Origin of the sequence: Rhodopila sp., assembly GCF_035548235.1 — a bacterium.
Lineage (GTDB): Bacteria > Pseudomonadota > Alphaproteobacteria > Acetobacterales > Acetobacteraceae > Rhodopila.
On record NZ_DASZTJ010000208.1, the window covers coordinates 1 to 21,545 of the forward strand.

The following is a 21,545-nucleotide window of genomic DNA, read 5'->3' on the forward strand; positions in this document are numbered from 1 at the left end:
GGGCCTTTCCGTGCTGGAATACACCGCCACCGGGACCGAGGCCGACCGTCTGGGCAACCGGTCCGCCCATCATGCCCCGCACAATGTATTCCGTTGCGCCGGCAACGATGACTGGTGCGCCATCGGCGTCGTGACGGACGAGCAATGGCAGGCGCTGTGCCAGGTCATCGGCGCCGACGACCTTGCCCATGACCGTACGCTGGCGACGGCCGAGGGCCGGCTGGCGGCGGTGGGCCGGATCGAGGCCGTGGTCACGGCCTGGACCGCGACCAAGACCGCGACCGGGGTGATGTACGCCCTGCAGGCCAAGGGCGTGCCGGCGGGCGTCGTCGCGTCGTCCCGCTACATCATGGACGAGGATGAACAGTTGCGGCACCGCGGCTATTTCCAGGCGGTCGACCATCCGGAAATCGGCGGGGCGCGGTTCACCTCGCCGCCGTTCCTGATGGACGGGGAACGGATCGAACTGAAACGACCGCCGCTGATCGGCGAACACACCGATGCCGTCCTGACCGAAATCCTGGGCTATACGCCGGAACGGATCGCGGCGCTGCGTACCGAGGGAGTCCTGGAATGAGCCTGTCGAAAGTAGCCGCCGTCATCGGCGTCGGCCAAACCGACTATGTCGGCGACTACGCTCGGGTCAGGGCAGGGGAGAAGCCGCACAACTCGGACGGCTATGCGGTGCTGGCGTTCAATAAGGCGCTGGCGGACGCGGGGATTTCCCGGGACGACGTCGACGGCCTGATCGTCGGTCCCACCGTCGCCTATGAACGGATCGGCGAACTGCTGGGCATCAACCCGACCTGGGGCGGCCAGCGCGACGCGATGCTCGCGGTGATCGAAGCCTGCATGGCGATCCAATGCGGCCTGGCCAAGACGGTGGCTTGTATCTACGGCAACGACCAGCGATCCGCGGCGGTGCAGTATGGCGGACCCCAGGCGATGGGCGGCGACCTGTTCCTGTCCTATGTCTATCATTCGCCTTGGGGCTACACCTCGCAGGGTGCGCTCTATGCCATGATGTTCCGCCGGTTCATGGACGCGACCGGCATCACCGAGGCGGAGTTGGGTGAGGTCGCCGTCGCGCAACGGCTGCATGCCAGCCTTACGCCGCACGCAATCATGCGCCAGCCGATCACGATCGAGGATTATCTGGCCTCGCGCTACATCTGCGAGCCGCTGCACCTGTTCGACTACTGCCTGATCAACGACGGCGGCGTGGCCTTCATCATCAGCGAAGCCGGACTGGCGAAGAAGATCGCCCGCAAGCCGCCGGTGCTGATCCATGGCGTCGGCCGGTACGACCTCAACCGCGGCGCCACCAGCCTGGAACCGCGCCTCTTGGATTTCTACCGCCCGGCGCAGGAAAAATGCGCCGCCCAGGTCTATGACATGGCCGGCATCGGTCCGAAGGACATGAGCGCGGTGCAGGTCTATGACAGCTTCTCCTGCCACGTGCCCTTCGCGCTGGAAGGCTACGGCTATTGCCGCAGCGGCGATGTCGGCCGGTTCATGCGGGAGGACGGTATCTCGCTGAACGGCAAGCTGCCGGTGAACACCGCCGGCGGCCATTTGTCCGAGACCTATATGCAAGGCTGGGCGCACCAGGTCGAAGCGGTCCGGCAGGTGCGCGGCGAGTGCGACAGGCACCAGGTCCCCGACTGTCGTTTCGTGCATTACAATTCCGACGTCGCCGGCAAGGCGGTGTCGATCATCTACGGTCAATAGGACGTTCGCCGATGGCCCGATCACGCGCGGTGATTTCGATCTACGACCAGCCGATGTGGAAGAGCATCGACGCCGGCAAATGGCAGTTGCAGCAATGCAAGGGCTGCGGCGCTTTCCGCTATCCGCCCGGCCCGATCTGCGACAAATGCCTGTCGACGGAGTACGAATGGAAGGACCTGTCCGGCCATGGGAAGGTCCTGTCCTGGGTCGTCTTCCACCGCAAGTACCTGCCGGACTACGAACCGCCCTATAACGCGGTCGCCGTGCAGCTGGCGGAAGGACCGATCGTGATCAGCAACCTTGTGGGCCGGGAGCCAGAGGACGGCTGGATCGGGCAGGATGTGGAAATCTGTTACGAAACGGACTCCGACGGTCACGCCATCCCGCGTGTGAAGCTGGCGGGCTAACCCGCCGTCTCCGCGGCCCCGTTCGCCAGCAGGGCCGCGATCTCCTCCCGGCTGAACCCGCCGATCTCCGCCAGCACGGCTTCGGTGTCCGCGCCGATGGCCGGCGCGTCGCCGTCGGTGTGCAGCGGGGCGCCGTCCAATTGGAACGGAACCCCCTTCAACTGGCCGTAGTGCGGATGCTGCGCGATGGCCTGCGACCACAGCGTCCCCCGCATCGCCGCCATCCCCCGACCGTCCAGCACGGGGGCCGCGGCAATGCCGGCCGCCTGCAGCGCCGCCACCGCCTCATCCCGTCCAAGCCGCGCGGTCCAGGCGGCGAGGCGGGAAGCGAGCAGGCCCTCACCACCGACCAGGCGCTCCAGCGCCGGAAGTTGATCCTCGGTCACGCTCAGCGCGAAGTAGCGGCTGTCGCCGGCCAGGACGCAATCCTGCAGCGCGAAGGGCGGCTCCGCGTTGCCGACCCGCTGCAGAGGCGGGCTGGCGGCGAAGGCCTCGCCGATCATGAAGCTGGTCAGCTCCCGCTGCGCCAGGTCCAGGTGCACGCCGCCCCCGCCACGCCGCCGTGCGAGCCAGGCGGTCAGGATCATCCCGGCGGCGAACAGGGCGATGTTCTGGTCCGGCAGGTTGACCTCCTTGCCGCTCAGCACGGGCGGCCCGCCGGCATAGCCGGTCAGGCTGGCGAGCCCGGCCACGGCTTCCAGCGTGCTGCCGAAGGAGACGTATTGCGCCAGCGGCCCCGTCTCCCCCTGGCTGGAGATCGACGCCAGGATGATGCCGGCATTCGCCGCCTTCAGGGCCGCATAGCCGATGCCCAGCCGGTCCAGCACGCTGCGGCGGAAATTCTCCACCACGATGTCGCAATGCACGGCCAGGCGCAGGAAGGCGTCGCGGCCCGCCGGCTGCTTCAGGTCCAGGCTGACGCCGCGCTTGCCCCGGTTGGTGAAGCGGAAGAACGGCGACAGGTCGCCCTTTCCGTCCGGCGCGGCGATCCAGACGCGGAACGGGTCGCGATAGGTCGGCGATTCGACCTTCAGCACCGTGGCGCCCAGATCGGCCAGCAGCGCCGAGGTCGCGGCCCCGGCGGTGATGATGCCCAGGTCCAGGACGCGGCAGCCTTCCAGCGGACGGGTCATGCCACCGCCTCCGCGCGGCCGGGGACAGCGCCTGGCGGGAATGCCTGGCCGTTCCACAGCACCGGCAGCCGGGGCATCCGGATCGGCGCACCATCCGCCTCGGCCAGAGCGAGGAAGCCGCGTGCCGTCACCTGGGCGTCTTCCAGCAGGTCGCCGATCTCCCACACCGCCCCCAGCGGCAGCCGCAGCGCCATGGCACGGGTTTGCAGCTCCGCTCGGGTCATAGGCGCCAGCGCCGCTTCCACGACGTCGGCCAGCGCCGCCGCGTTCTTCGCCCGGTTCGGCGGATCGGCGAATAACGGGTCGTCCAGCCTGGGATCGTCGCACAGGCGGCGCAGACCCCCCCAGTCCTGCGCCTGGTGGACTAATGCCAGATACCCGTCCTTGCACTTCACCACGGACCATTCCGCCGCCCGTCCTGCGCGGGTGGACAGCTTGCCCATCGCGGCGACGCTGGCGACGCTCTTCCAGTTGATCCAGACCGCGACTTCCAGCAGCGAGACGCGGACCGTCTCCCGTTCCGGCCGGCGCAGCAGGCTCGCGACCAGCCCGGTATAGGCCGCCAGGCCGGCGGCATAGGCCAACTGGTGGCCACCCAGCCGCAGCGGCTGGCGGGCCGGGTCGCCGACAATGTCCAGCATGCCGCCCAGGGCCAGGATCGTGAACTCGGTCTGCGACCCGGCATCGCGGGCACCGATCATCGACAGTTCCACGTCGATCGGCCCGTCCGGCACCCGGCGACCCCGGTCCCGCAGCACGGCGTCGGCCGAACCGACCAGCCGCCCTGTCGCGCTCGCGTCCAGGACGGACCGTTTTCCGGCATTCAGGAATGCGAACAGCGTGCTGCGCCCGTTCTCATCGAGCGGCGGCAGGCGCCGGACCGGATCGCCGTCCGGCGGTTCCAGCTTCACCACCGTCGCCCCCAGATCCGCGGCCAGCCGCCCGGCGAAGCCGACCGACAGCCGCAAGGCGAGGGGGCAATCGGCCGACAGCGCCTCGATGATCGTGGTCCCGGCGAGGGGCTTCATGATTTGCCTTGGCCGATATTGGCCTCGCCGCGCGCGAAACGGGACAGGCCCTCGCCCTGGCCGCTGGTGCGGGCGGCGATGGCCGCGTTCACCCTGCGGCCGAAATCGAAGCCGCCCGAGAAATCGCCGATCCGGGTCGGGATCATGTCCAGCGCCGCCTTGCACTCGCTCAGGGCCACCGCGTCGAACTGCGCGACGTGACGGGCGAGGGCGTCGGCCTCCTTCTCCAGGTCGGCCAGCGGGACGCTCAGGTTCACCAGCCCCCAGCGTTCGGCGGTGGGACCGTCGATCCGGCGCGCGGTCAGGATCATCCAGGCGGCGCGCTTGCGGGGGATCATGATCTGCATCGCCGGTCCCGCCATGCCGGGATAGGTGGCGAACCCCAGTTCCGGCATGCCGATCTCCGCCTCGTTGGCGGCGATGGCCAGGTCGGAAACGTTGATCAGCGTGCTGCCGCCGCCCAGGGCGAAGCCGTTGACGGCGGCGATGAACACGGCGGGGTGGCGGCGGACGGCGAGCAGGCATTCGATCCACTCCCGCGACCCGGCCTCGCCGCTTTCGGTGCCCCGTTCGGCCGCGGCTTCCTTCAGGTCCACGCCGGCGCAGAAACTGGCGCCGCTGCCGGTCAGCACCACCACCTTGTGCTGCCGCGTCGCTGCCAGAGCCCGCTGGAAGGCCGCTCGAGCGGCGCGGCTCATGGCGTTGCGCTTGTCGGCGCGGTTAAGGCGGATCAGCGCATAGGCGCCGCGGTCCTCCAGCAGCACCAGGCGTTCGTCGTCCATGGAATCCTTCCTCCCGGCAAGCTTCGATTGACCGCTAGGAAACAGGATAATGCATCATAGGCCAAGTATCGCCGCCTTGCGCCGGATGGCAGTTTGGGGAAGACGCCGATCCGGGCTAGACAGGAGACCGGTCAGACACAGGAGGAAGCGGCTGGTGGACGACGCCAAGGTCTCCTTGCTGCGGCCCGGCAGGGGTGCGTCCCGCGCATTGACGGCCGATTTGGTCGCCGGGCGCCTGCGGGAGCATATCATCGCCGGCTGGGTCCGCCGCGGCCAGGTTCTGACGCTGCGCGAGACCGCCGCCTCCATCGGCGCGCCCCTGGCCCTGACCCGCGATGCGTTCTCTCGGCTGCATCACGACGGGTTCCTGATCCGCACCTCACGCGGCAGCGTCGTCGCCCCGCTCTGCCTGGAGGCGCAGCAACTGCTGACGCGCCGCCTGCCGTTGGAGGTGCAACTGACCCGCCTTGCCACGCGCCGGCTGGGGGCGTTCGGCCTGAACCTGCTGCGCCGGATCAGCGGCGAGATGGTGGAGGCGCAGCGCCGCTACGACCTGCCCAACGCCCAGCGGCACAATTACCGCTTCCACATCGTGCTTTATCGCTTCGCGGACCGCCCGGACATGCTGGCCGAGGTGCAGACGTTGTGGGCCGGCTTTCCCTTCGACCTGATGACCACGATGCCGAGCCGCCTGCCCGCCGTGGCGGAGGAGCACGAGACGGTGCTGGCGGCGCTGTGCCAAGGCGACCCCGGGGAAGCGGCGCGCGCCATGCACTATCACATCCTGCACGGGTGGCAGGAATTCCGCCGCCATTACCCGCTGCGGATCGAACGGCAGACCCGAGTTGCACCGAACCGGCGCGGGTTCTAACGTTTCAAGATAATCTTTTGGTAACGGGACATGGCTGCTTCCCCCAAGCCTGATCTTTCCGGCGTCTTCGCCACGCCCAAGCCTACCCGGGAGCCCGGCCAGGCGTGGAGCATCGCGCCGGTCCAGACCAAGGAACACCAGGTCGCCGAGTTGCTGCGGGAGAAGATCATCGCCGGCAGCGTGGTGCGCGGGCAGAAGCTGAAACAGGCCGAACTGGCGAAGATGCTGAACGTCTCGATCACGCCGGTGCGGGAAGCATTGCGGCTCCTGGAGGCAGAGGGGTACGTCCATGTCTCCTCCCACCGCGGCGCGATCGTTGCGCCGTTCCAGATCGATCAGGTCGAGGAACTGTTCGATCTGCGCATGACCCTGGAAGGCAAGCTGACGACCGCCGCCGCTCGGCGTATCAGCCCTGCCGACCTGGAGGGGCTGGTCGCGCTGAACGAGAACATCCGCGTCGCCGCCGCCCGCAATGCGCGGGAGGATACGCGGGGCAGCAATTTCCGCTTCCACTTCCGTCTATACGAATGCGCCGGGATGCCGCACACGCTGGAGTTCGTGCGGGTGCTGTGGGCGAAATATCCGTTTGACCTGCTGGGCTCGATCCCCGGCCGGCCGCCGCGCGTGGTGGATGAGCATGCTGCGTTGCTGGCCGCGCTGAAGGAACGCGATCCGCGGAAGGCCGTGAAGGCGATGCAGGCGCACATCGCCTCGGGGCACCGGGACTTCAAGGCGACCTATGCGCTGGAGCCTCGGCGGTAAGGGAACGGGGCTTTCCTGGCGTGATGCGGCGTCTTTGGGTCTCTTGGCTTTCTTATAGGAAAATGCGGATACTTTTCTGACGCACGATACACGTGTCGGCCGTTTTGTGCAACACGCCGGATGCCACAACGCGGCGCAGCAACCGTGATCCGGTCGAGGCCAATATGACAAAGCCGCGGCGTGGGCTTGTCTAATTCCGACGGCACCACATCTTCCCCCGCGGACCATCTCACGGGTGGTCCAAGGTGTGAGAATCCCTTGGCTATCACTCGTATTCTTCGGCGAGAGGTGGTCCAGGTCATCGGATCGGCCGCTGTTGCCGCCTGAGAGCCAGGGGTTCCGGCACCCGCTTGTGACTGGGAAGATGGATGTTCGACAACGCTCTGCGGAAAATCGCTTTTGTTCTTTCTGCCACCGATCACGGAACGATGATCGTCAACAGGTATGATCACCAGACAGACGGGGAGGGGCAGGGATTCGGCGTCGGATTCAAGATACTCAACGAATCGTCCCATGAGTTCGCGGAGATTTCGATCGGCTCCTTCATTCTGGAATCCAGGCGCAAGCTGTTCGGCGACGGCGTCGTCGCGGTCGATTGCGGCGCCAATATCGGCACGCACACCGTTTGTTGGGCACGCCAGATGACCGGCTGGGGTTCGGTTATCGCGATCGAGGCACAGGAGCGGATTTACTACGCCCTCGCGGGGAACGTCACCATCAACAACTGTTTCAACACCAGACTGATCCACGCGGCGGTCGGCGACAGGAACGGAATGATGAAGATCCCCAACCCGGACTATCTGGTTCCCACGAGCTTCGGCAGCCTGGAGCTGAAGCCGTTGAAAAATCCCGAACGGATCGGACAGGCGATCGATTATTCGGAGGAGAAACTGGTTCCGGTGGACGCCATCACGATCGACTCTCTTGCCTTGAAGCGACTCGATCTTCTGAAGATCGATGTCGAGGGGATGGAGTCCGAGGTGTTGGAAGGGGCGAGGCGGACGATCAGGCAGTTCCTGCCGGTCGTCATCGTCGAGCATTTCAAATCCGGAACGGAGGAGATCGTGAAGTTCCTGAAGCACCATGGATATCACATGGGGGAATTGGGCTTGAACGTCCTGGCGGTTCATCCGAGCGACAGGACGATCGAAGGGTTTGCGGGGCAGACGCGGTTTATTTAGGGCGGTCAGGGAATTTCATAGTGTCCGCCTGGCGCCGATCCCGGCAAGGCCGCAACGCCCGTCCCGTGTATCGAACAGGTCGTGCCGGCCAGGCGCGGCATCATGACGGCCCGAACACCCGCCGCGCGAACGCGGCAAGCTCCGTGTTGAACCGGGCGGCGTCTTCCTGAAACGGCGAATGGCCGCACGTCTCGTACCAAGATAGTTCCGCATGCGGCATATAAGTCGCGGCCCGCTCGGCTGCCCGAGGCAGGATCACGGCGTCCCGCCGTCCGTGGGAGATCAGCACCGGCACCGTGACCTGCTGCAAGGCCGGAATGGTATCGGCCGGATCGGTCTTCCAGCCGCCGACGGCGTCCTGCACCGCGAACGGCACCAGCAAGTTGTACCCGATCGCCACCCGGAAATCGGTTTCATTCGGTTTGATCGCATAGCATCGATCCAGGAACGCGATCGCGCCGGCGATCTGTTCGTACAGCGGCTGCCCCGCGCGCGGATGGAGACCGGCCCCGGACGGCGCGCGGGACTCCGGCTCCTCGATCACCAGGGAGCCGACGAAATTGATGCCCGCGATCGCCGCGTCGCCGAAATTCATCAGGTACTGCCGGATGATCCGCCCGCCCATCGACCACCCGACCAGCAAAGGCCGGCGCAGCGACTTCGCCGCCATCACCGCCGCAAGGTCCTTCGCCCAGACCGACGGCCCCTGGTACGATTCCGGCGTCGACGGCTTGTCGGAGGCGCCGTGACCGCGCAAATCGACCGCGACGATGCGGAATTCCTCCGCCAGCCCACTGTCGATCTGCGGCGCCCAGCACAGGTGGCACTGCGCGTTGCCGTGGATCAGCAGCAGTTCCGGTCCGGTGGGCGTCCCCCACTCATAGACCGCCAGCCGCACGCCGTCGGGTGCGGTGACGAACGTCGGAAGGACTGGGTTCTTCAACGGGGGATCTCCTCGGGCAACCGGTTCGACGTTGTCGGGCCAAGGATCGCGATGTTCAAGACCATGCCGGCTTCACCGGTCGCCGAGGCGGCGGTTCCCGACGGTGAACGGACTTGTGAGCGTAGCGCAACGTTCCTGCCCGCTGACGGCCGTTCTTTCGCCATGTTTGGCCTTTAGCCAACCCTGGGACGAAACCCGCGTTTACTGGTTTCTGCAATGTTGCCTGAGAAAAGCTGCCGCGCCGGTTAGCGCGTTCTTGGCAGATCATTGTAACTCGACTGGAGCTTTACATGAGGCAATCCATGGGGCAGGATGAGTTGAGGCGTCCATTCCCGGACAGTGGACATCCGGACAGTGGACATCCGGACGGTGGACATCCGGACGGTGGACATCCGGACTGTGGACATATGGACCATGGACACGCGGACTGCGGGCGTGCGAGCTATGGGTCGCGCGCGCCCGGCCGCATCCGGGTCGCGGCGGCGCGTGCGGCTTGGCTGTTGTTGCGAGGGAAACTTTGATGTCCGGCAAGCGGAGAATGCTCGAAGCGCTTGCAGCCCTGCTGCCGCTTGGGGCACTGGGCATCTCCACCGCCCTGGCGGCGGTCCCCGGCAAACCCGCCGTCCAGAAGGACCAGGCCGTCACCCAGGACGTCGCCTTCCGCCTGCAGGCGATCCGCAGCGCCGTCTCCCAGGCCACCGCCGACCAGGCGGGGCTGGAACCGGGCGACCCGCGGGTCGAAAAGGCCTGGTGGGGCAACTTCCATCCCGGCTGGGGTGGTTGGCGCAACGGCGGCTGGGGATGGCATAACGGCGGTTGGGGCTGGCGCAACGGCTGGCCCAACTGGCGCAACGGCTGGCCGAACTGGGGCAACGGCTGGCGCAACGGCGGCTGGCCGAACTTCTGGCGCAACTGGTAGACCCGGCCCGATGGTCGAGCCGTCCTGCATCGAGACGATCGTTCTTCAGCCGACGCCATTCTGCAACATCGCCTGCGACTACTGCTACCTGCCGAACCGGCAGGACAGGTCGACCATGACGCTCGACACCGTGCAGACGGTGTTCGAGCGTGTCTTCGCCTCCGGCTGGGCGGCCCCGTTCCTGAACGTGATCTGGCACGCGGGGGAGCCTTTGGTCCTACCGCCGCGCTACTACCGCGATGCGTTCGAGCGGATCGCGCGGATGCTGCCGCCGGAAACCGGCGTGCGGCATGCGGTCCAGACCAACGGCATGCTGATCTCCCCGGACTGGTGCGACCTGTTCCTGCGATACGACGTGGGCGTCGGCGTCAGCATCGACGGGCCGCGGCACCTGCATGACCGCCATCGCCGCACCCGCAACGGGCAGGGGACCTTCGACCGGACCCTCGCCGGCATCCGCATGCTGCGGGAACGGCGCGTGCCGTTCCACGTCATCTCGGTCCTGTCGCGGGACAGCCTGGACGACCCGGACGCCTACCTCGATTTCTACCTCGCGGAAGGCATCGACCAGGTCTGCTTCAACGTCGAGGAATCGGAAGGCGACCACGTATCGGGCCTGTTCGCCCGAACCGACCTGCTGGAACGGTTCAGCGATTTCCTGCAACGCTTCTGGCGCGGCGCGCGCCAAAGCGGCCGGTTCACCTTCGTGCGGGAGATCGACGGCCTGCTGCCCCGCATCCTCCGCCCCGAAGGGACCGAGATGTCGAACGAGCAGGTCACGCCGTTCAGCATGCTGAACGTCGCGTGCAACGGCGACGTCTCCACCTTCTCGCCGGAACTGCTGGGGCTGAAGGACGCCCGGTATGGCGACTTCATCGTCGGCAACGTCCATCGCGAATCGCTGGCGGCGATGCGCGACAGCGCGGCGATGCGCCGCATGGCGCGGGACATCGCCCAAGGCGTCGAGGCCTGCCGCGAAGCCTGCCCCTATTTCTCGGTCTGCGGCGGCGGCGCGCCGATCAACAAGCTGACCGAGAACGGCAGCTTCGCCTCCGCTCGGACCCGATTCTGCGAACTGACACAGATCGTCCCAACTGATATCATCCTGGACACGCTGGAGAGGATCGACCCAGCCTCGCGCTTTCCCCCGCCACCCGCACCCCCGTCATCCATCCCACCGAGGGCAACATGGCACGACCCCATCGCTTGATCCTGGCCGCCGTGTTGGCGCTTGGGACTTACGGTCCCGCACTGGCCCAGCAGGGCCCGGCGCGGAAGGCCGGCACGCCAGCGTATCAGCCGCCGCCCCATGCCCGGCAGGCGACCCAGCCGGGGGACCAGCCCAGCGCGGCCAGGGAAGACAGCGAGACGGAGCAGCAGCAGAGCTATCCCATCTTCGCCGTGACCAGTATCGAGGCCCTGCGCACCACGCATGCGCCGGTCACCGACGTCGTGGTCGTCAACGGCGTGACCAGCGCGGAGGGCTGGACCGGCGGAGAGCTTGTGCCGCTGCGGCGGGGCGGACCCTCCGACGGGGTGCTTGACCTCGTGTTCGTCGCCGACGCGCCCACGGATTCCGCCGTTCCCGCGCATTACGTGCCGATCCAGGCGATCATCCCGCTGGAAGCCGGGCACCCGTTCAAGGGCGTGCGCGTGCGCAGCGCGACCAATGCGCTGGTGATCCATGACTTTCCCGGTTACGCGGCGGCGAAACCGCCTGCCGATCCCTGCGGACCTTGCATCGGGAAAGTGCTGGTGCCCCGGAACGGTACGCCACCCGCCGGCGTCCCGGCTTCGGATATCGTCCGCGCGGCGGACCTGCCGCCGGATACGCGCGTGATCCACCCGGATGACGGGGTCAGCGACGTGACGCCCAACCCGAACCGTCTCACCATCATCGTCGGCGTGGACGGCCACATCGTCGACGCCGCCTGGGAATAAGCCCGCGTGTTCGGCGGTTTCGAGGGTACCCGGCCCGAGACCGGCGCCATGACGGCGGTCTGGGCCTGCATGACGGTCGCGCTCTTCGTGCTGGCGGCGTGCGGCGGCCCGCCCTCGGGACCGACCATGGTCGTCGGCGGCAACCAGGTCATCGGCATCGGCGGCCGGTGCCTTGACGTCGAAGGCGGCGGAGACGGCGGCGGCACGCCGCTGATCACCTTCCGCTGCCATCGCAGCCCCAACCAGAGCTGGCTCGTCGGCGGCGGCCAGGTCGTCGGCATCGGCGGCAACTGCCTCGACGTGCAGGGCGGCGCACCGGTCAACGGCGTGCAGGCGGTCCTCAATCCCTGCAACGGTGCGCCGAGCCAGAAATGGAATATTGCAAATGGAACGATCGTGGGGATCGGCGGGAAGTGCCTCGACGTGCTCAACGAGGCGGTTGGCGACCGCGTCCCCGTGATCCTGGCCCCGTGCGATGGACAGCCCGGCCAGCAATGGGCGTTGGAATAGGCTGATGAGCCCGATTCGGTTTGCCTTCCTGGGCGCTGCCCTGATTGCCTGTATCCTCGGTTCGGCGCCGCCCGCCCGCGCCGCCGGCCATCCGCCCGAGGCGGTCTGTGCCGTGCCGCCGCCTACCGCCCCGATCTATGCCGACGTGCGCCAGCAGATCGCGGGAACGCCCTATGGTCCGATTGCCTATTACCGGTTCGGCCATGGCAGTCCGATCCTGCTCGTCACCGGCTACCGCGCGGACGTCGCCGAATGGAGCGCGGCGTTCCTGTCGGAGTTGGCGAAGCAGCACGAGGTGATCGTATTCGACAACCGCGGCGTGGGCCGCTCGATCCCGCAGGCGGACAGCTTCACCGTGGAGGACATGGCGCAGGACACCGCGGCGCTGATCGACGTGCTGAAGCTGCGCCGGCCCGTGGTGGTCGGATGGTCCATGGGCGGGGCGATCGTGCAGCAACTCGCGATCGACGACGGCTACCTCATCGGCAAGATGGTGCTGCTGAGCACGCTCGCCCCCGGCAAGACCGGCGTTCCCGTCCCGCCCAACGCCCAGGCCACGCTGTCCGGCGCGCCGGGCGTGACCTTCGACGACGCGATGACGGCCCTGTTCCCGCCCGCCGCCGTCACCGGCGCGGAACGTTGCTTCCGCAAGGAGATGTACCGGCCCGACGGCTATCGCCCCGGCCCGATCCCAAGCGCGGTGTCCGCCGGGCAGGCGGCGCTGCTGACGGCGTGGTACGGGGACGAGGCGGCGGCAACATCGCTGAAGGCCCTGCATGTGCCGACGCTGATCCTCTCCGGTTCCGCCGACGACATCGTGTCCCCCCGCAACGCCCAGGCGCTTGGGCATCTGCTGGCAGGCTCCCGCGTGGTGATGATCGGCGGCGGGGGACACGCGATGATGTATCAGTACCCGGCCACGCTGGCGCGGGAAATCAGCCGGTTCGCCGGCTCCTGAGGGGCTTCATCGCCCCCGCGCCGATTCGCGCCCGGTCTTTCGGATCGCCTCGATGAAGATCGGTTCCCAGGTCCGGATATGGTCCCGCATCAGCGGCCGGATCGCCTCGACATCACCGGCCGCCGCGAGTTCGATCAGTCGGTAATGCTCCGGCACCGACGCGGCCTGCCGCTCCAGCCCGGCCCGCGTGGTGATGCCGTAGAGCCGCATCCGGTCCCGCAGCGACATCACCGTCTCCGTCATGACGGTATTCCCCGCGGCGGCGATGAACGCTTCGTGGAAGCGCCGGTCCGTTTCCAGGTAGCCGCGCACGTCGTCCGCGTCCACCGCGGCCTTGATGGCGTCGGCCAGCGGGCGCAGCCCGTCCAGCGTCCTGTCGGGACGGCTTGCCAGCAGCACGGCGGCGTGGACTTCCAGCAATTCCCGCAGGTCGAACAGGTCGCGCAGCTCATCCAGGTTGGGGTCCGCGACCTTGAAGCCCCGGTTGCGCACCGGTTCGATCAGGCCGTTGCGGGCAAGATCGAGCAGCGCTTCGCGGACCGGCGTCGTGGAGACGCCGAGATCCGCGGCCAGCGTGGGAACCGAATACATCGCCCCCGGCCTGGTTTCACCCGAAATGATCTCGGCCCGCACACGCTGCAGGACCTGTTCGCGCAGGCTTTGATCCATTCTCAATCCCGTCAAGGCGCCTCGTCCGATAACGCGTTACAGCACTGTTTTGCTCACTGGCAACATGAACGCATGGGGGCCACGGCGGACCGTGGTTCGGTTCTCCCTCATGCCGCCGGAAACGGCAGGCCGCCCGCGTCGGCCGGGTACCCGGCCTCGGCCATGGCCCGCGCCTTGGCGGCGAAATAGGAGCGGGACCAGGCGAGGCGGGGGCCGTCGGCGGGCTGGCCGACGGCCGCGGCGATCGTCTCCAGGCTGATCGGCCGGCCGCGGCTGCCCCAGTTGCCCTCGGTCACCTCGTCGATGACGGTCAGGACGGCGCTGTCGGCCCTCCCCGTCGTCGCCTCGATCGCGCCCGCCACCCAAGCGTGTACCTCATCCTTGTGCGTTCGGTTCATGTAGCCCTCGGGGATGGAGACATGGACCAGGAACGTGCGGGCCGCGGCGGCGGGAGCGCCCGCGACCCACAGGTCTTCGGGACGAAAGGCGGTGAAGTACACCCAGGCGAAGGCGCGGCCGTCCGGCGTGTCGGCCCCGCCCTCCATCCGGATCAGGACGTCGGTCAGACGTTCGGCGAGGGCGGCCTTGGCGCCTTCGTCCAGGCTGCCGGCCGCGTAACGTACATCCATGATTGGCATGATGGTATCTCCTGTCGCTGGTTCAGTGGTCGTGGCCGCCGGCCGCTTCCCACAGGTCGATGCGGGCCTGGTCCGGCATGACCGTTTCGACGAAGAAAACATCCGTCGTGTCGGCCGCGTCGCAGGCAATGGCCGCGGTACCCGACAGGCCGAGGCTGTCGCGGCGGGACAGCGTGACGTCGCCGCAGCGCAGTTCCCCTTCCGCCACGAACACATAGACGCCATGCAGGGGTGAGCGCGGCGTATAGGTGAAGGTCCCCCGCCGATCGGTCACCAGTCGCGATACCCGCAGGTCCTGCGCCACCGGCAGCGCGCCTTCGGCGTCGCCCACGAGCTGGACGATCCGGTTGCGGCGCGTGCGCAGGTCGAAATGCGCGCGATGATAGGTCGGCGGCAGGAAGAGCTGGTTCGGCATCAGCCAGAGATAGATGGCGTTCATCTCCTCGGGGCCGATGCTCAGCTCGCAATGCTTGCCGCCCGAACCGGCCGAGAAGACGTAGTAGTCGCCTTGCCGCAACGGGTCGACCATGCCGCGGCCGGCGGTGTTGATATGGGTCAGCTCGCCGTCCAGGACGAAGGCGCAGATGACGAAGTTGTGGTGCGGATGCATGTTGTAGCCGCAGCCGGCGCCATGGAACGTTTCGTCCCCGAATACGCGGATCGCGCCGAAGCCGGGACGGCCGTCCTGGTATTCGTGGAAGTTGAAGCTGGACTCGCGGCTGATGAAGCCGCCGGGATGTCCGGCGACATAGGACGATGCGGGGCCGTCGGAATAGATGACGTTATGGCCGCGCTCGTTCGCGCGCAGGACGAAGGACTGTGTCATGGGATCGGTTCCTTGGGGATCGGTTCCTGGGGTTCGGTTTCTGGGGTTCGGTTCCCGGGGGGTGCGGTGCCGGCGATCAGGCGGTGCGGGCGAGGTCGGGCTCACCGGCGGCGTAGCCGATGACGACCATTTCGAACTGGCTCTTGGGGGTGCCGCAGTCGGGGCAGACCCAGTCGTCGGGGATGTCCGTCCAGCGTGTTCCGGGGGGAATGCCGTGCTCCGGCAGGCCGAGGGCTTCGTCGTAGGAGAAGCCGCAGCCAAGGCAGATCAGCCGTTTCAGGATGGTGTCCATGGGTGCCTCACGCGTTGCTCTGACGCGCGACGCACTATAGTAGCACACTACTAAACGCAAGCCCTATTCCCGCGGCCAGGGTCGCAATGACCCCGCCATCCGCGGCGCGGCCCTTCAGCCTGGGGAGCGTTTCGGTCTTCCAAGTCGACGGCGCGACCTGCGGAACCCGCCGTCTCGGCTCGGCCGGCGAAACGGCCGCCGCCGCCAGCGGCCGGCCCGCACCGAACGGCTGCGATCAGGCGGCGACGGCACAGGTCACGCGCGGCGTGCCATCGAGGCAGGTCTCGATCCTGTCCCCCGCATGCACGGGATACAGGCCAAGCGGCGTGCCCGCGATGACGATCTGGCCGGGCAGCAGGGCAAGCCCGTCGCGGGCCAGGTCCTGCCGCAGCCAGTCGAGCGACGCCTCCGCGCCGCCCCGCAGGGGCCAGAGGCCGGCCTCGTCCACCATCCGGCCGTTGATCCGGATGCCAAGCCTGGCGTCCGGCGCGACAGGCCCTTCGTCGCCGGCGACGATGCCGGCATTGAACCCGTTGTTCGCGACCAGTTCGACGAGCGTCCGGCGCGGCGCGCGGAAGACGAAATTGTGCAACTCGATGATCGGGAAGACCGAAGCGATCCTGCCATCGGCGCCGATCCGGAGTCCCATTTCCGCTTCGACCGCCAGCGACGCGAAGGCGTCCGCGCGCAGCGTCACGCCGGAGCGGCGAACGTCCCCACCGAACAGGTAGCCTCGGATGGGCCCCGCCATGCCGAACTGGGCGGTGGTGCCGGGTCCGGTGCAGCCGACCTTGAAGCCGACGATCGTTTCGCCGGAACCGGTCCGCAGCCTGGCAACGGCGTGCTGGACCTTGTAGGCCTGCTCCAGCGTCAGCGGCCGGGCGTCCGGGTCGGCGAAGCAGGTGCCCGGCGTGCGTGCGCGGTAGTCCCGCCATTGCCGTTCCGCGAGCGCGTGAAGGTCCACGTCGTTCATCCCATCCTCCGTCAAGGCCGGCATTGCGCGCGGTGTCGATCCGGTTCATTCTAATACGAATGATCTAAAACAAGGAAACGACGATGCCCCACTCGCCAGAACCGCCAACTCGCCAGAACCTGAGCGTGGGGTGACATGACCACGCCGTCTCTGACGCTGCGCGCGATCCGCGCCACGCCGGTCGAGGTCCCGATGGCGCGGCCGCTGGGCACCAGCGCGCAGATCATGCGGACCGCCCCGCTGCTGCTGATCGACCTGGAAACCGCGGAAGGCATCGCCGGCCACGCCTATCTGTTCTGCTACATGCGGATGGCCCCGGGATTGATCGCCGCGGTGCTGGCCGACATCCAGGAGGCGCTGCTTGGCGAACGCCTCGCCCCTGTCGATTTTTCCACCCGCCTGTCGCGGCGCTACCGGCTGCTGGGCGCCCAGGGCATCGTCCGCATGGCGCTGGCGGGGTTCGACGTGGCCTGCTGGGACGCGCTGTCCCTGGCGGCCGGCCTGCCGCTGGCGAGCTATGTCGGCTCCCGGCCGCGGCCCATCCCGGCCTATAACAGCAACGGCCTGGGCCTGATGCCGCCGGAGGCGGCAGCCGACGAAGCGGAAGCGCTGCTGGAGCAGGGATTTCGTGCCGTCAAGCTGCGGCTGGGGCGGCCGACGGCGGAGCAGGACCTGGCGGTGGTACGCGCCGTCCGCCGCCGCCTGCCCGACAGCGTCGCGCTGATGGCAGACTACAACCAGGCCCTGACGGTGACCGAGGCGATCCGGCGCGGCCAGGCGCTGGACGGCGAAGGGCTGTACTGGATCGAGGAACCTACGCGCCACGACGACTACGCCGGCCATGCGCGGATCGCCGCCGCGCTGAAGACGCCGGTGCAGATCGGCGAGAACTTCGCCGGCGCGCCGGCCATGGCCGCGGCGCTGGCGGCCGATGCCTGCGACTACGTGATGCCGGACCTGGAGCGGATCGGCGGCGTGACAGGCTGGCAGCGTGCGGCTGCATTGGCGTCCGCCGCCGGGATCGAGATGTCCTCGCACATCTTCCCCGAGGCCAGCGCGCATCTTCTCGCCGCCACGCCGACCTGCCACTGGCTGGAATATGTCGATTGGGCCGCGCCGATCCTGGCGGAGCCGCTGCGCATCGCCGACGGCCTGGCACAGGTGCCGGACCGGCCGGGTTCGGGCGTGTCCTGGGACCAGGACGCCGTCAAACGCTACCGCATCGCATGAGGCACCCATGAGCGACCCGGTCCCCGCCGTCACCGAAGCGGCCGCGACAGGCGAGACCGCCGCGATCTTCGCCGATATCCGCCAGGTCCTGGGCGTCGACGTCGTGAACCTGGTCTGGCGCCATCTGGCGACGATCGACGGTGCGTTGCCCTGGGCCTGGCGGGCGCTGCGTCCGCTCTATGCCGACGGGTCGGTGGCCGGCGAGGCGGCGGCGCTGCGTTCGGACCTTGTGCTGCCGTCCATGCCCGCGATCCGGCCGGAGGTTTACGCCGGCTTGGGCCTGCGGCCGAACGACCTGGCGGCGATCCGGGACGTCCTGGCGGCCTACGACCATACCAATGCGATGGCCGCGGTGGCGCTGACCGCCTTGCGGGCACGCCTTGACGGACGTGCGCCGGGAAACGTGGAGGCATCCGAACCGATGCCGGTCGCCGCGGCGCCGCGGATCTGGCTGCCCAAGCTGCTCGACCTGTCGGGCCTGCGACCCGAGACCGCGGCGCTGGTGACCACGCTGAACGGGTTCGGCACCCGGCGTCCGGGCGCGGTGCTCGCCAGCATGTACCGGCATCTTGCCCATTGGCCGCCTTATCTCTCGTTCGCCTGGCTGCTGCTCGCGCCGCCGGACAGCGATGGCCGGCTGGCCGGCGCGATCGACGCGGCCCAACGCCTGGCGGCGTCCCGGGCGGACCGGCTGCTGGTGCGGCTGGCCGCGTCGGCGGCTCTGCCGCCGCCGGCGCTGGCGGCGAGGATCAGCGCGGCGATCGAGCCGTTCGCCGGCGACGTCATCGTCAAGATGCTGGTGATCTGCGCGTTCCTGCGCCGCGTGACGGCCTGAGGGGAAAGACCGAACGACCGGGGGGACGCGGCACGGCCGGAAGATCGTCCTGCCGCCGGCGAACGTCCAGCCCCCGGTCGGGCCGGTCAGACACTGCTCCACAGGATGATCAGTCCGGACAATCCCAGCAGGCCCAGCACCACCCGGTGGAAATGATGCGTGCTGAGCCGCCGGTACAGCCGGACACCCAGCCACGAGCCGGCCAGCGTGCCAGGCAACGCCATCAGCGTCAGCCGGCCGATCTCCGCGGTCAGCAGGCCGGCGGCGGCATGCCATGCCAGCGCGGCGCCCAGGATCAATAGGTTGAACGCCTGGAACATGCCGCGCCGCGCGTGCTTGTCCCAGCCCCGCAAGGTCGCCCAGACGGTGGGCAGCGGGCCCGACAACCCGGTCAATCCTCCCATCAGCCCGCCCGCGAGTCCCACCGCGGCGTCGGCGGGCCGGCCGCCCCAACTCATCCGATGCTCCCGCCGCCAGAGCAGCATGAAGGCCGAGAAGCCGAGCAGGAACAGGCCGAGCCCGATGCGGAAGGTCCGGGCGGGCAGGTCGTCGAGCAGATAGGTGCCGATCGGGACGCCCAGCAAACCCGCCAGCAGCATCGGCGCCGACCGGCGCCAGTCGATGGCATGCCAGATCGTGCCGATGCTCTGCACCTGGGAGACGACGGAGCAGATGGCGACCAGCGTCGCCGCCGTGGGCGGGTCCACCACATGCAGCCAGAAGCCGAGCGCGATGAGACCGGTGCCGAAACCGGCAAGGCCGGAGACGAAGCCGCCGGTCAGGGCGCCGGCCGCGACAACGAGCGCCGTCATGCTCAACACGGACAGAAGCCTCCCGCGCGGCGCCGCGGCGACGTCCGCTGGCCGGGCACCCTCACCGCCGCCGGGCCTGGCGACTGATCGGCACGTGCATGACGCACTGTTTCCGTACCGCAGGTCTGATCCGAATGGCCAATTCGATCACCGCGAACCAGACCATTCGCGCCGGGAATCCCGGCTGCTTCCCGGGCCGACGTCATGGAGGCCGGCGCCGATGACGGCCCCAGGCCGGAATGACGGCCTTGGGAGACGCGGCAGTCAAGGGCCGGCCCCGCCGGAGGCAATATTATACTTCCCAAACCGGCGGAGTAAGTCTCAGGGGATGAGACATAGGAATGGTTGGGGAATTTGATCTGTACCTAAGAATGCTATCTCTCAGCGTCTCTGCGGACACCGCCGTCTCCAGGTACAAACATGGCAGATACGCAATGTACGTTACGACATCGATCTATGTTCCCATGTCGTCCTATGCCACGTTGCCCGCAGAATCAAGAGGCAGATGGCAATGGCACAGATAGGTTCGGAAAAGAGTGTTGAGCGGTTACGGCGGCGTACACCTAATGATAATAAGCCCGCGAATCAGCGGTACGTCACTCTGACCGATTTGGCCTCTGCGGCGGGTGTTGACGAGGACGAGATGTTGCAGCGGTTGGCGGCCATCCTCTCGGAAAGAGAGGATGGCCCAGGCGATGTACAACCTGACTTCCGGACGGAGGGTTAGGTCCGATGGATTGGGATCAGCGAATCGCCAACTATGTTCGAGAGACCAAGTTTCCCAAGAGTCTGTTCGTCGCAGAAGACAACCGCGTTGTTGGCACCTGGATTATGGGGAACGATTATCGCGTGAAGACTGGCTACTATGGCGGCTATCCGGCCGGATACCTGCGCCGCATTCGCTCGCTGTTTCCCGATAAAAAGCGAGTTCTCCACATCTTTTCGGGGAAAGTCGACCTGGAGGCGCTTCCTGGCGACACGGTCGATATAAACCCTAAGCTGGGACCAACTTACGTTGATGACGCGCAAACGCTAACCTGCGTACCTCTTGAAAAATATGACCTGATATTGGCCGACCCACCTTACAGCGTCGAGGACGCTGAGCGATATCAAACGAGTATGGTTAGGCGCAATGTTGTGCTGCGCGCATTGCAGCGCGCTTCGGCGGGAGCGCACATCGTATGGTTGGATCAAGTGCTGCCGATGTACCGGAAGGACTGTTTTGATGTGGAAGCGGTGATTGGCATGGTCAAATCGACCAACCACCGCTTTCGCGTCGTGACAATTTTTCGGCGATCCGACCTAAATGCTGCCCAGGCGGTCGAATCAGGCGGAAAGAAGGGTACGAAGCGTACGACCAAACGCCTTGCGCAACCTACCTTGGAATCCGCCGGGGCCATATTGGGTAGCGTATCGGATTAGTTTACCAACCTGATCGTCATCGAGCCTTATCGTTAGATTCCCGTTCTGCAACTGATCCCTCAGTTGCTGATGAAAACCCTGCTGTCCGCCGGCCCCAGCGGGTTCAGAAAGGATGTCAGCTTCGCTTTGTGTCAGTACGAATTCTATAGGCTTCGCAGTCTTTCCCATTTGCTTCCCTGCCGATACTTTTGTTTCGGAGAGTCCCCAAATGGGTTTGAATACGAAGAGGTTCCAGGGGGCGACCGAAAAAATCGTGATCGGCTACTTGCGCCATCCCTGACGGATCAATTCAGCTAGGATTTCCGCACTTGGTCCGCCAGTCCATGTGGGGGCGTGCCGGCGTGCGGCGGTGATGTAGTCCTCTTTCATCTGGCGAAGCAGGATGCGGCTTTCCTCAGGCAAATCAGCCTCTGCCTTCGCCCATTTTTCGTCAGACTTCGACGGCATTGCCTCTACTCCCCGCCGCCTTTCGGCTTCCGCTTTTTAGGCTCGTACTTCGGCTGAGCCGGCGCGTGCGCCACCTTATCCAGCGCGCGTTCGAACGCTTCATCGCTCTCGTCGCATTCTAGCTCTCGGGCTAACTGCTTGAAGCGGTCGTGTTGGCCTGATGGGGAGGCCTTAGCTTTTGCCGGCATGCGATGCTCGCTTGAACTCGTGAATAACCGCCGGAGGGTTGGCTCTC

Annotated in this window: 26 protein-coding genes; 14 read left to right on the forward strand and 12 right to left on the reverse strand. The window is 67.1% G+C overall.

From position 1 onward, the window contains the following. The 3 genes from VHB27_RS17175 to VHB27_RS17185 form a co-directional block, all read left to right on the forward strand. On the forward strand, positions 1–577 hold a 577-nt coding region (locus VHB27_RS17175; RefSeq protein ID WP_325602697.1), incomplete at its 5' end, for a CoA transferase. Continuing rightward, the gene (locus VHB27_RS17180) at positions 574–1,731 is read left to right on the forward strand and encodes a thiolase family protein (RefSeq protein ID WP_325602699.1); all 1,158 of its coding nucleotides are present in this window, start codon (positions 574–576) and stop codon (positions 1,729–1,731) included. The genes VHB27_RS17175 and VHB27_RS17180, both read left to right, overlap by 4 nt. A gap of 11 nt (positions 1,732–1,742) precedes the next feature. Further along, complete coding sequence (locus VHB27_RS17185; protein WP_325602701.1) at positions 1,743–2,138, forward strand: Zn-ribbon domain-containing OB-fold protein; 396 nt, start codon at positions 1,743–1,745, stop codon at positions 2,136–2,138. Here the strand turns inward: VHB27_RS17185 and VHB27_RS17190 are convergent. Genes VHB27_RS17190 through VHB27_RS17200 form a run of 3 tightly spaced genes read right to left on the reverse strand, consistent with a single transcriptional unit; the run spans position 2,135 to position 5,081 of the window. After that, positions 2,135–3,271 (reverse strand): CaiB/BaiF CoA transferase family protein, encoded by a 1,137-nt coding sequence (locus VHB27_RS17190; protein ID WP_325602703.1) that lies wholly within the window; start codon positions 3,269–3,271, stop codon positions 2,135–2,137. The genes VHB27_RS17185 and VHB27_RS17190 overlap by 4 nt on opposite strands. After that, positions 3,268–4,299 (reverse strand): CoA transferase, encoded by a 1,032-nt coding sequence (locus tag VHB27_RS17195; protein WP_325602705.1) that lies wholly within the window; start codon positions 4,297–4,299, stop codon positions 3,268–3,270. Before VHB27_RS17195 ends, VHB27_RS17190 begins: the two co-directional genes overlap by 4 nt. Continuing rightward, on the reverse strand, positions 4,296–5,081 hold the full coding sequence (locus tag VHB27_RS17200) for an enoyl-CoA hydratase/isomerase family protein (protein ID WP_325602707.1): 786 nt from the start codon (positions 5,079–5,081) through the stop codon (positions 4,296–4,298). The genes VHB27_RS17195 and VHB27_RS17200 overlap by 4 nt, the downstream gene beginning before the upstream one ends. Positions 5,082–5,235: 154 nt before the next feature. Here VHB27_RS17200 and VHB27_RS17205 point away from each other — a divergent pair, with 154 nt between their 5' ends. From VHB27_RS17205 to VHB27_RS17215, 3 genes are all read left to right on the forward strand, one after another. Continuing rightward, complete coding sequence (locus VHB27_RS17205) at positions 5,236–5,952, forward strand: GntR family transcriptional regulator (RefSeq protein ID WP_325602709.1); 717 nt, start codon at positions 5,236–5,238, stop codon at positions 5,950–5,952. 30 nt (positions 5,953–5,982) lie between these two features. Continuing rightward, entirely contained in the window at positions 5,983–6,714 is a 732-nt protein-coding gene (locus VHB27_RS17210; RefSeq protein ID WP_325602711.1) for a GntR family transcriptional regulator, read from the forward strand. A 368-nt stretch (positions 6,715–7,082) separates the two neighbouring features. After that, positions 7,083–7,895 carry an FkbM family methyltransferase gene (locus VHB27_RS17215; protein ID WP_325602713.1) on the forward strand — a complete coding sequence of 271 codons (813 nt, stop codon included), beginning with the start codon at positions 7,083–7,085 and terminating at the stop codon, positions 7,893–7,895. A 100-nt stretch (positions 7,896–7,995) separates the two neighbouring features. Here the strand turns inward: VHB27_RS17215 and VHB27_RS17220 are convergent, their stop codons facing one another. After that, positions 7,996–8,838, reverse strand: coding sequence for an alpha/beta fold hydrolase (locus tag VHB27_RS17220; protein WP_325602715.1), 843 nt, complete (start codon positions 8,836–8,838; stop codon positions 7,996–7,998). Positions 8,839–9,376: 538 nt separating this feature from the next. Here VHB27_RS17220 and grrA point away from each other — a divergent pair. From grrA to VHB27_RS17245, 5 genes are read left to right on the forward strand one after another with little or no spacing between them, the layout of a single operon-like run. Next, positions 9,377–9,757, forward strand: coding sequence for a GrrA/OscA1 family cyclophane-containing rSAM-modified RiPP (gene grrA, locus VHB27_RS17225; RefSeq protein WP_325602717.1), 381 nt, complete (start codon positions 9,377–9,379; stop codon positions 9,755–9,757). A gap of 10 nt (positions 9,758–9,767) precedes the next feature. After that, on the forward strand, positions 9,768–10,967 hold the full coding sequence (grrM, locus tag VHB27_RS17230) for a cyclophane-forming radical SAM/SPASM peptide maturase GrrM/OscB (RefSeq protein WP_325602719.1): 1,200 nt from the start codon (positions 9,768–9,770) through the stop codon (positions 10,965–10,967). Next, complete coding sequence (locus tag VHB27_RS17235) at positions 10,946–11,698, forward strand: hypothetical protein (protein WP_325602721.1); 753 nt, start codon at positions 10,946–10,948, stop codon at positions 11,696–11,698. Before grrM ends, VHB27_RS17235 begins: the two co-directional genes overlap by 22 nt. A gap of 6 nt (positions 11,699–11,704) precedes the next feature. Continuing rightward, the gene (locus VHB27_RS17240) at positions 11,705–12,208 is read left to right on the forward strand and encodes a ricin-type beta-trefoil lectin domain protein (protein ID WP_325602723.1); all 504 of its coding nucleotides are present in this window, start codon (positions 11,705–11,707) and stop codon (positions 12,206–12,208) included. Positions 12,209–12,212: 4 nt separating this feature from the next. After that, positions 12,213–13,166: an alpha/beta fold hydrolase gene (locus tag VHB27_RS17245; protein ID WP_325602725.1), complete on the forward strand. Its 954-nt coding sequence runs from the start codon at positions 12,213–12,215 to the stop codon at positions 13,164–13,166. A gap of 6 nt (positions 13,167–13,172) precedes the next feature. Here VHB27_RS17245 and VHB27_RS17250 read toward each other — a convergent pair whose 3' ends face one another. From VHB27_RS17250 to VHB27_RS17270, 5 genes are all read right to left on the reverse strand, one after another. After that, entirely contained in the window at positions 13,173–13,835 is a 663-nt protein-coding gene (locus VHB27_RS17250; RefSeq protein ID WP_325602727.1) for a GntR family transcriptional regulator, read from the reverse strand. Positions 13,836–13,942: 107 nt separating this feature from the next. Next, on the reverse strand, positions 13,943–14,473 hold the full coding sequence (locus tag VHB27_RS17255) for a tautomerase family protein (RefSeq protein ID WP_325602729.1): 531 nt from the start codon (positions 14,471–14,473) through the stop codon (positions 13,943–13,945). 22 nt (positions 14,474–14,495) lie between these two features. Beyond that, positions 14,496–15,299: a pirin family protein gene (locus tag VHB27_RS17260; RefSeq protein WP_325602731.1), complete on the reverse strand. Its 804-nt coding sequence runs from the start codon at positions 15,297–15,299 to the stop codon at positions 14,496–14,498. Between the two features lie 76 nt (positions 15,300–15,375). Next, positions 15,376–15,591 carry a rubredoxin gene (locus VHB27_RS17265; RefSeq protein WP_325602733.1) on the reverse strand — a complete coding sequence of 72 codons (216 nt, stop codon included), beginning with the start codon at positions 15,589–15,591 and terminating at the stop codon, positions 15,376–15,378. A gap of 235 nt (positions 15,592–15,826) precedes the next feature. Further along, positions 15,827–16,564 carry a 2-keto-4-pentenoate hydratase gene (locus tag VHB27_RS17270; RefSeq protein WP_325602735.1) on the reverse strand — a complete coding sequence of 246 codons (738 nt, stop codon included), beginning with the start codon at positions 16,562–16,564 and terminating at the stop codon, positions 15,827–15,829. 135 nt (positions 16,565–16,699) lie between these two features. Between VHB27_RS17270 and VHB27_RS17275 the strand changes: the two genes are divergently transcribed. Next, positions 16,700–17,794, forward strand: a complete 1,095-nt coding sequence (locus VHB27_RS17275) for an enolase C-terminal domain-like protein (RefSeq protein WP_325602737.1) — start codon at positions 16,700–16,702, stop codon at positions 17,792–17,794. Positions 17,795–17,801: 7 nt separating this feature from the next. Next, a complete protein-coding gene (locus VHB27_RS17280) occupies positions 17,802–18,629 on the forward strand; it encodes a hypothetical protein (protein ID WP_325602739.1) in 828 nt (275 codons plus the stop codon). Positions 18,630–18,715: 86 nt separating this feature from the next. Here VHB27_RS17280 and VHB27_RS17285 read toward each other — a convergent pair whose 3' ends face one another. Continuing rightward, positions 18,716–19,441 carry a sulfite exporter TauE/SafE family protein gene (locus VHB27_RS17285; RefSeq protein WP_325602741.1) on the reverse strand — a complete coding sequence of 242 codons (726 nt, stop codon included), beginning with the start codon at positions 19,439–19,441 and terminating at the stop codon, positions 18,716–18,718. A gap of 732 nt (positions 19,442–20,173) precedes the next feature. Between VHB27_RS17285 and VHB27_RS17290 the strand changes: the two genes are divergently transcribed. Continuing rightward, positions 20,174–20,863 (forward strand): hypothetical protein, encoded by a 690-nt coding sequence (locus tag VHB27_RS17290; protein WP_325602743.1) that lies wholly within the window; start codon positions 20,174–20,176, stop codon positions 20,861–20,863. Between the two features lie 261 nt (positions 20,864–21,124). Here the strand turns inward: VHB27_RS17290 and VHB27_RS17295 are convergent, their stop codons facing one another. Both VHB27_RS17295 and VHB27_RS17300 read right to left on the reverse strand, forming a co-directional pair. After that, the gene (locus tag VHB27_RS17295) at positions 21,125–21,310 is read right to left on the reverse strand and encodes a hypothetical protein (protein ID WP_325602745.1); all 186 of its coding nucleotides are present in this window, start codon (positions 21,308–21,310) and stop codon (positions 21,125–21,127) included. Between the two features lie 5 nt (positions 21,311–21,315). Next, positions 21,316–21,545 (reverse strand): hypothetical protein (locus tag VHB27_RS17300; RefSeq protein WP_325602747.1); only part of this gene is annotated, 230 nt, incomplete at its 5' end.

Bases quoted from the DNA above. Each gene is read 5' to 3' on its own strand.
- VHB27_RS17250 (WP_325602727.1), bottom strand. From the start codon at position 13,835: ATGGATCAAAGCCTGCGCGAACAGGTCCTGCAGCGTGTGCGGGCCGAG.
- VHB27_RS17295 (WP_325602745.1), bottom strand. From the start codon at position 21,310: ATGCCGTCGAAGTCTGACGAAAAATGGGCGAAGGCAGAGGCTGATTTG.
- VHB27_RS17185 (WP_325602701.1), top strand. From the start codon at position 1,743: ATGGCCCGATCACGCGCGGTGATTTCGATCTACGACCAGCCGATGTGG.
- VHB27_RS17255 (WP_325602729.1), bottom strand. From the start codon at position 14,473: ATGCCAATCATGGATGTACGTTACGCGGCCGGCAGCCTGGACGAAGGC.
- grrA (WP_325602717.1), top strand. From the start codon at position 9,377: ATGCTCGAAGCGCTTGCAGCCCTGCTGCCGCTTGGGGCACTGGGCATC.
- VHB27_RS17235 (WP_325602721.1), top strand. From the start codon at position 10,946: ATGGCACGACCCCATCGCTTGATCCTGGCCGCCGTGTTGGCGCTTGGG.
- VHB27_RS17265 (WP_325602733.1), bottom strand. From the start codon at position 15,591: ATGGACACCATCCTGAAACGGCTGATCTGCCTTGGCTGCGGCTTCTCC.
- VHB27_RS17270 (WP_325602735.1), bottom strand. From the start codon at position 16,564: ATGAACGACGTGGACCTTCACGCGCTCGCGGAACGGCAATGGCGGGAC.
- VHB27_RS17285 (WP_325602741.1), bottom strand. From the start codon at position 19,441: ATGACGGCGCTCGTTGTCGCGGCCGGCGCCCTGACCGGCGGCTTCGTC.
- VHB27_RS17280 (WP_325602739.1), top strand. From the start codon at position 17,802: ATGAGCGACCCGGTCCCCGCCGTCACCGAAGCGGCCGCGACAGGCGAG.
- VHB27_RS17215 (WP_325602713.1), top strand. From the start codon at position 7,083: ATGTTCGACAACGCTCTGCGGAAAATCGCTTTTGTTCTTTCTGCCACC.
- grrM (WP_325602719.1), top strand. From the start codon at position 9,768: ATGGTCGAGCCGTCCTGCATCGAGACGATCGTTCTTCAGCCGACGCCA.
- VHB27_RS17200 (WP_325602707.1), bottom strand. From the start codon at position 5,081: ATGGACGACGAACGCCTGGTGCTGCTGGAGGACCGCGGCGCCTATGCG.
- VHB27_RS17290 (WP_325602743.1), top strand. From the start codon at position 20,174: ATGGATTGGGATCAGCGAATCGCCAACTATGTTCGAGAGACCAAGTTT.
- VHB27_RS17195 (WP_325602705.1), bottom strand. From the start codon at position 4,299: ATGAAGCCCCTCGCCGGGACCACGATCATCGAGGCGCTGTCGGCCGAT.
- VHB27_RS17180 (WP_325602699.1), top strand. From the start codon at position 574: ATGAGCCTGTCGAAAGTAGCCGCCGTCATCGGCGTCGGCCAAACCGAC.
- VHB27_RS17245 (WP_325602725.1), top strand. From the start codon at position 12,213: ATGAGCCCGATTCGGTTTGCCTTCCTGGGCGCTGCCCTGATTGCCTGT.
- VHB27_RS17210 (WP_325602711.1), top strand. From the start codon at position 5,983: ATGGCTGCTTCCCCCAAGCCTGATCTTTCCGGCGTCTTCGCCACGCCC.
- VHB27_RS17275 (WP_325602737.1), top strand. From the start codon at position 16,700: ATGACCACGCCGTCTCTGACGCTGCGCGCGATCCGCGCCACGCCGGTC.
- VHB27_RS17190 (WP_325602703.1), bottom strand. From the start codon at position 3,271: ATGACCCGTCCGCTGGAAGGCTGCCGCGTCCTGGACCTGGGCATCATC.
- VHB27_RS17260 (WP_325602731.1), bottom strand. From the start codon at position 15,299: ATGACACAGTCCTTCGTCCTGCGCGCGAACGAGCGCGGCCATAACGTC.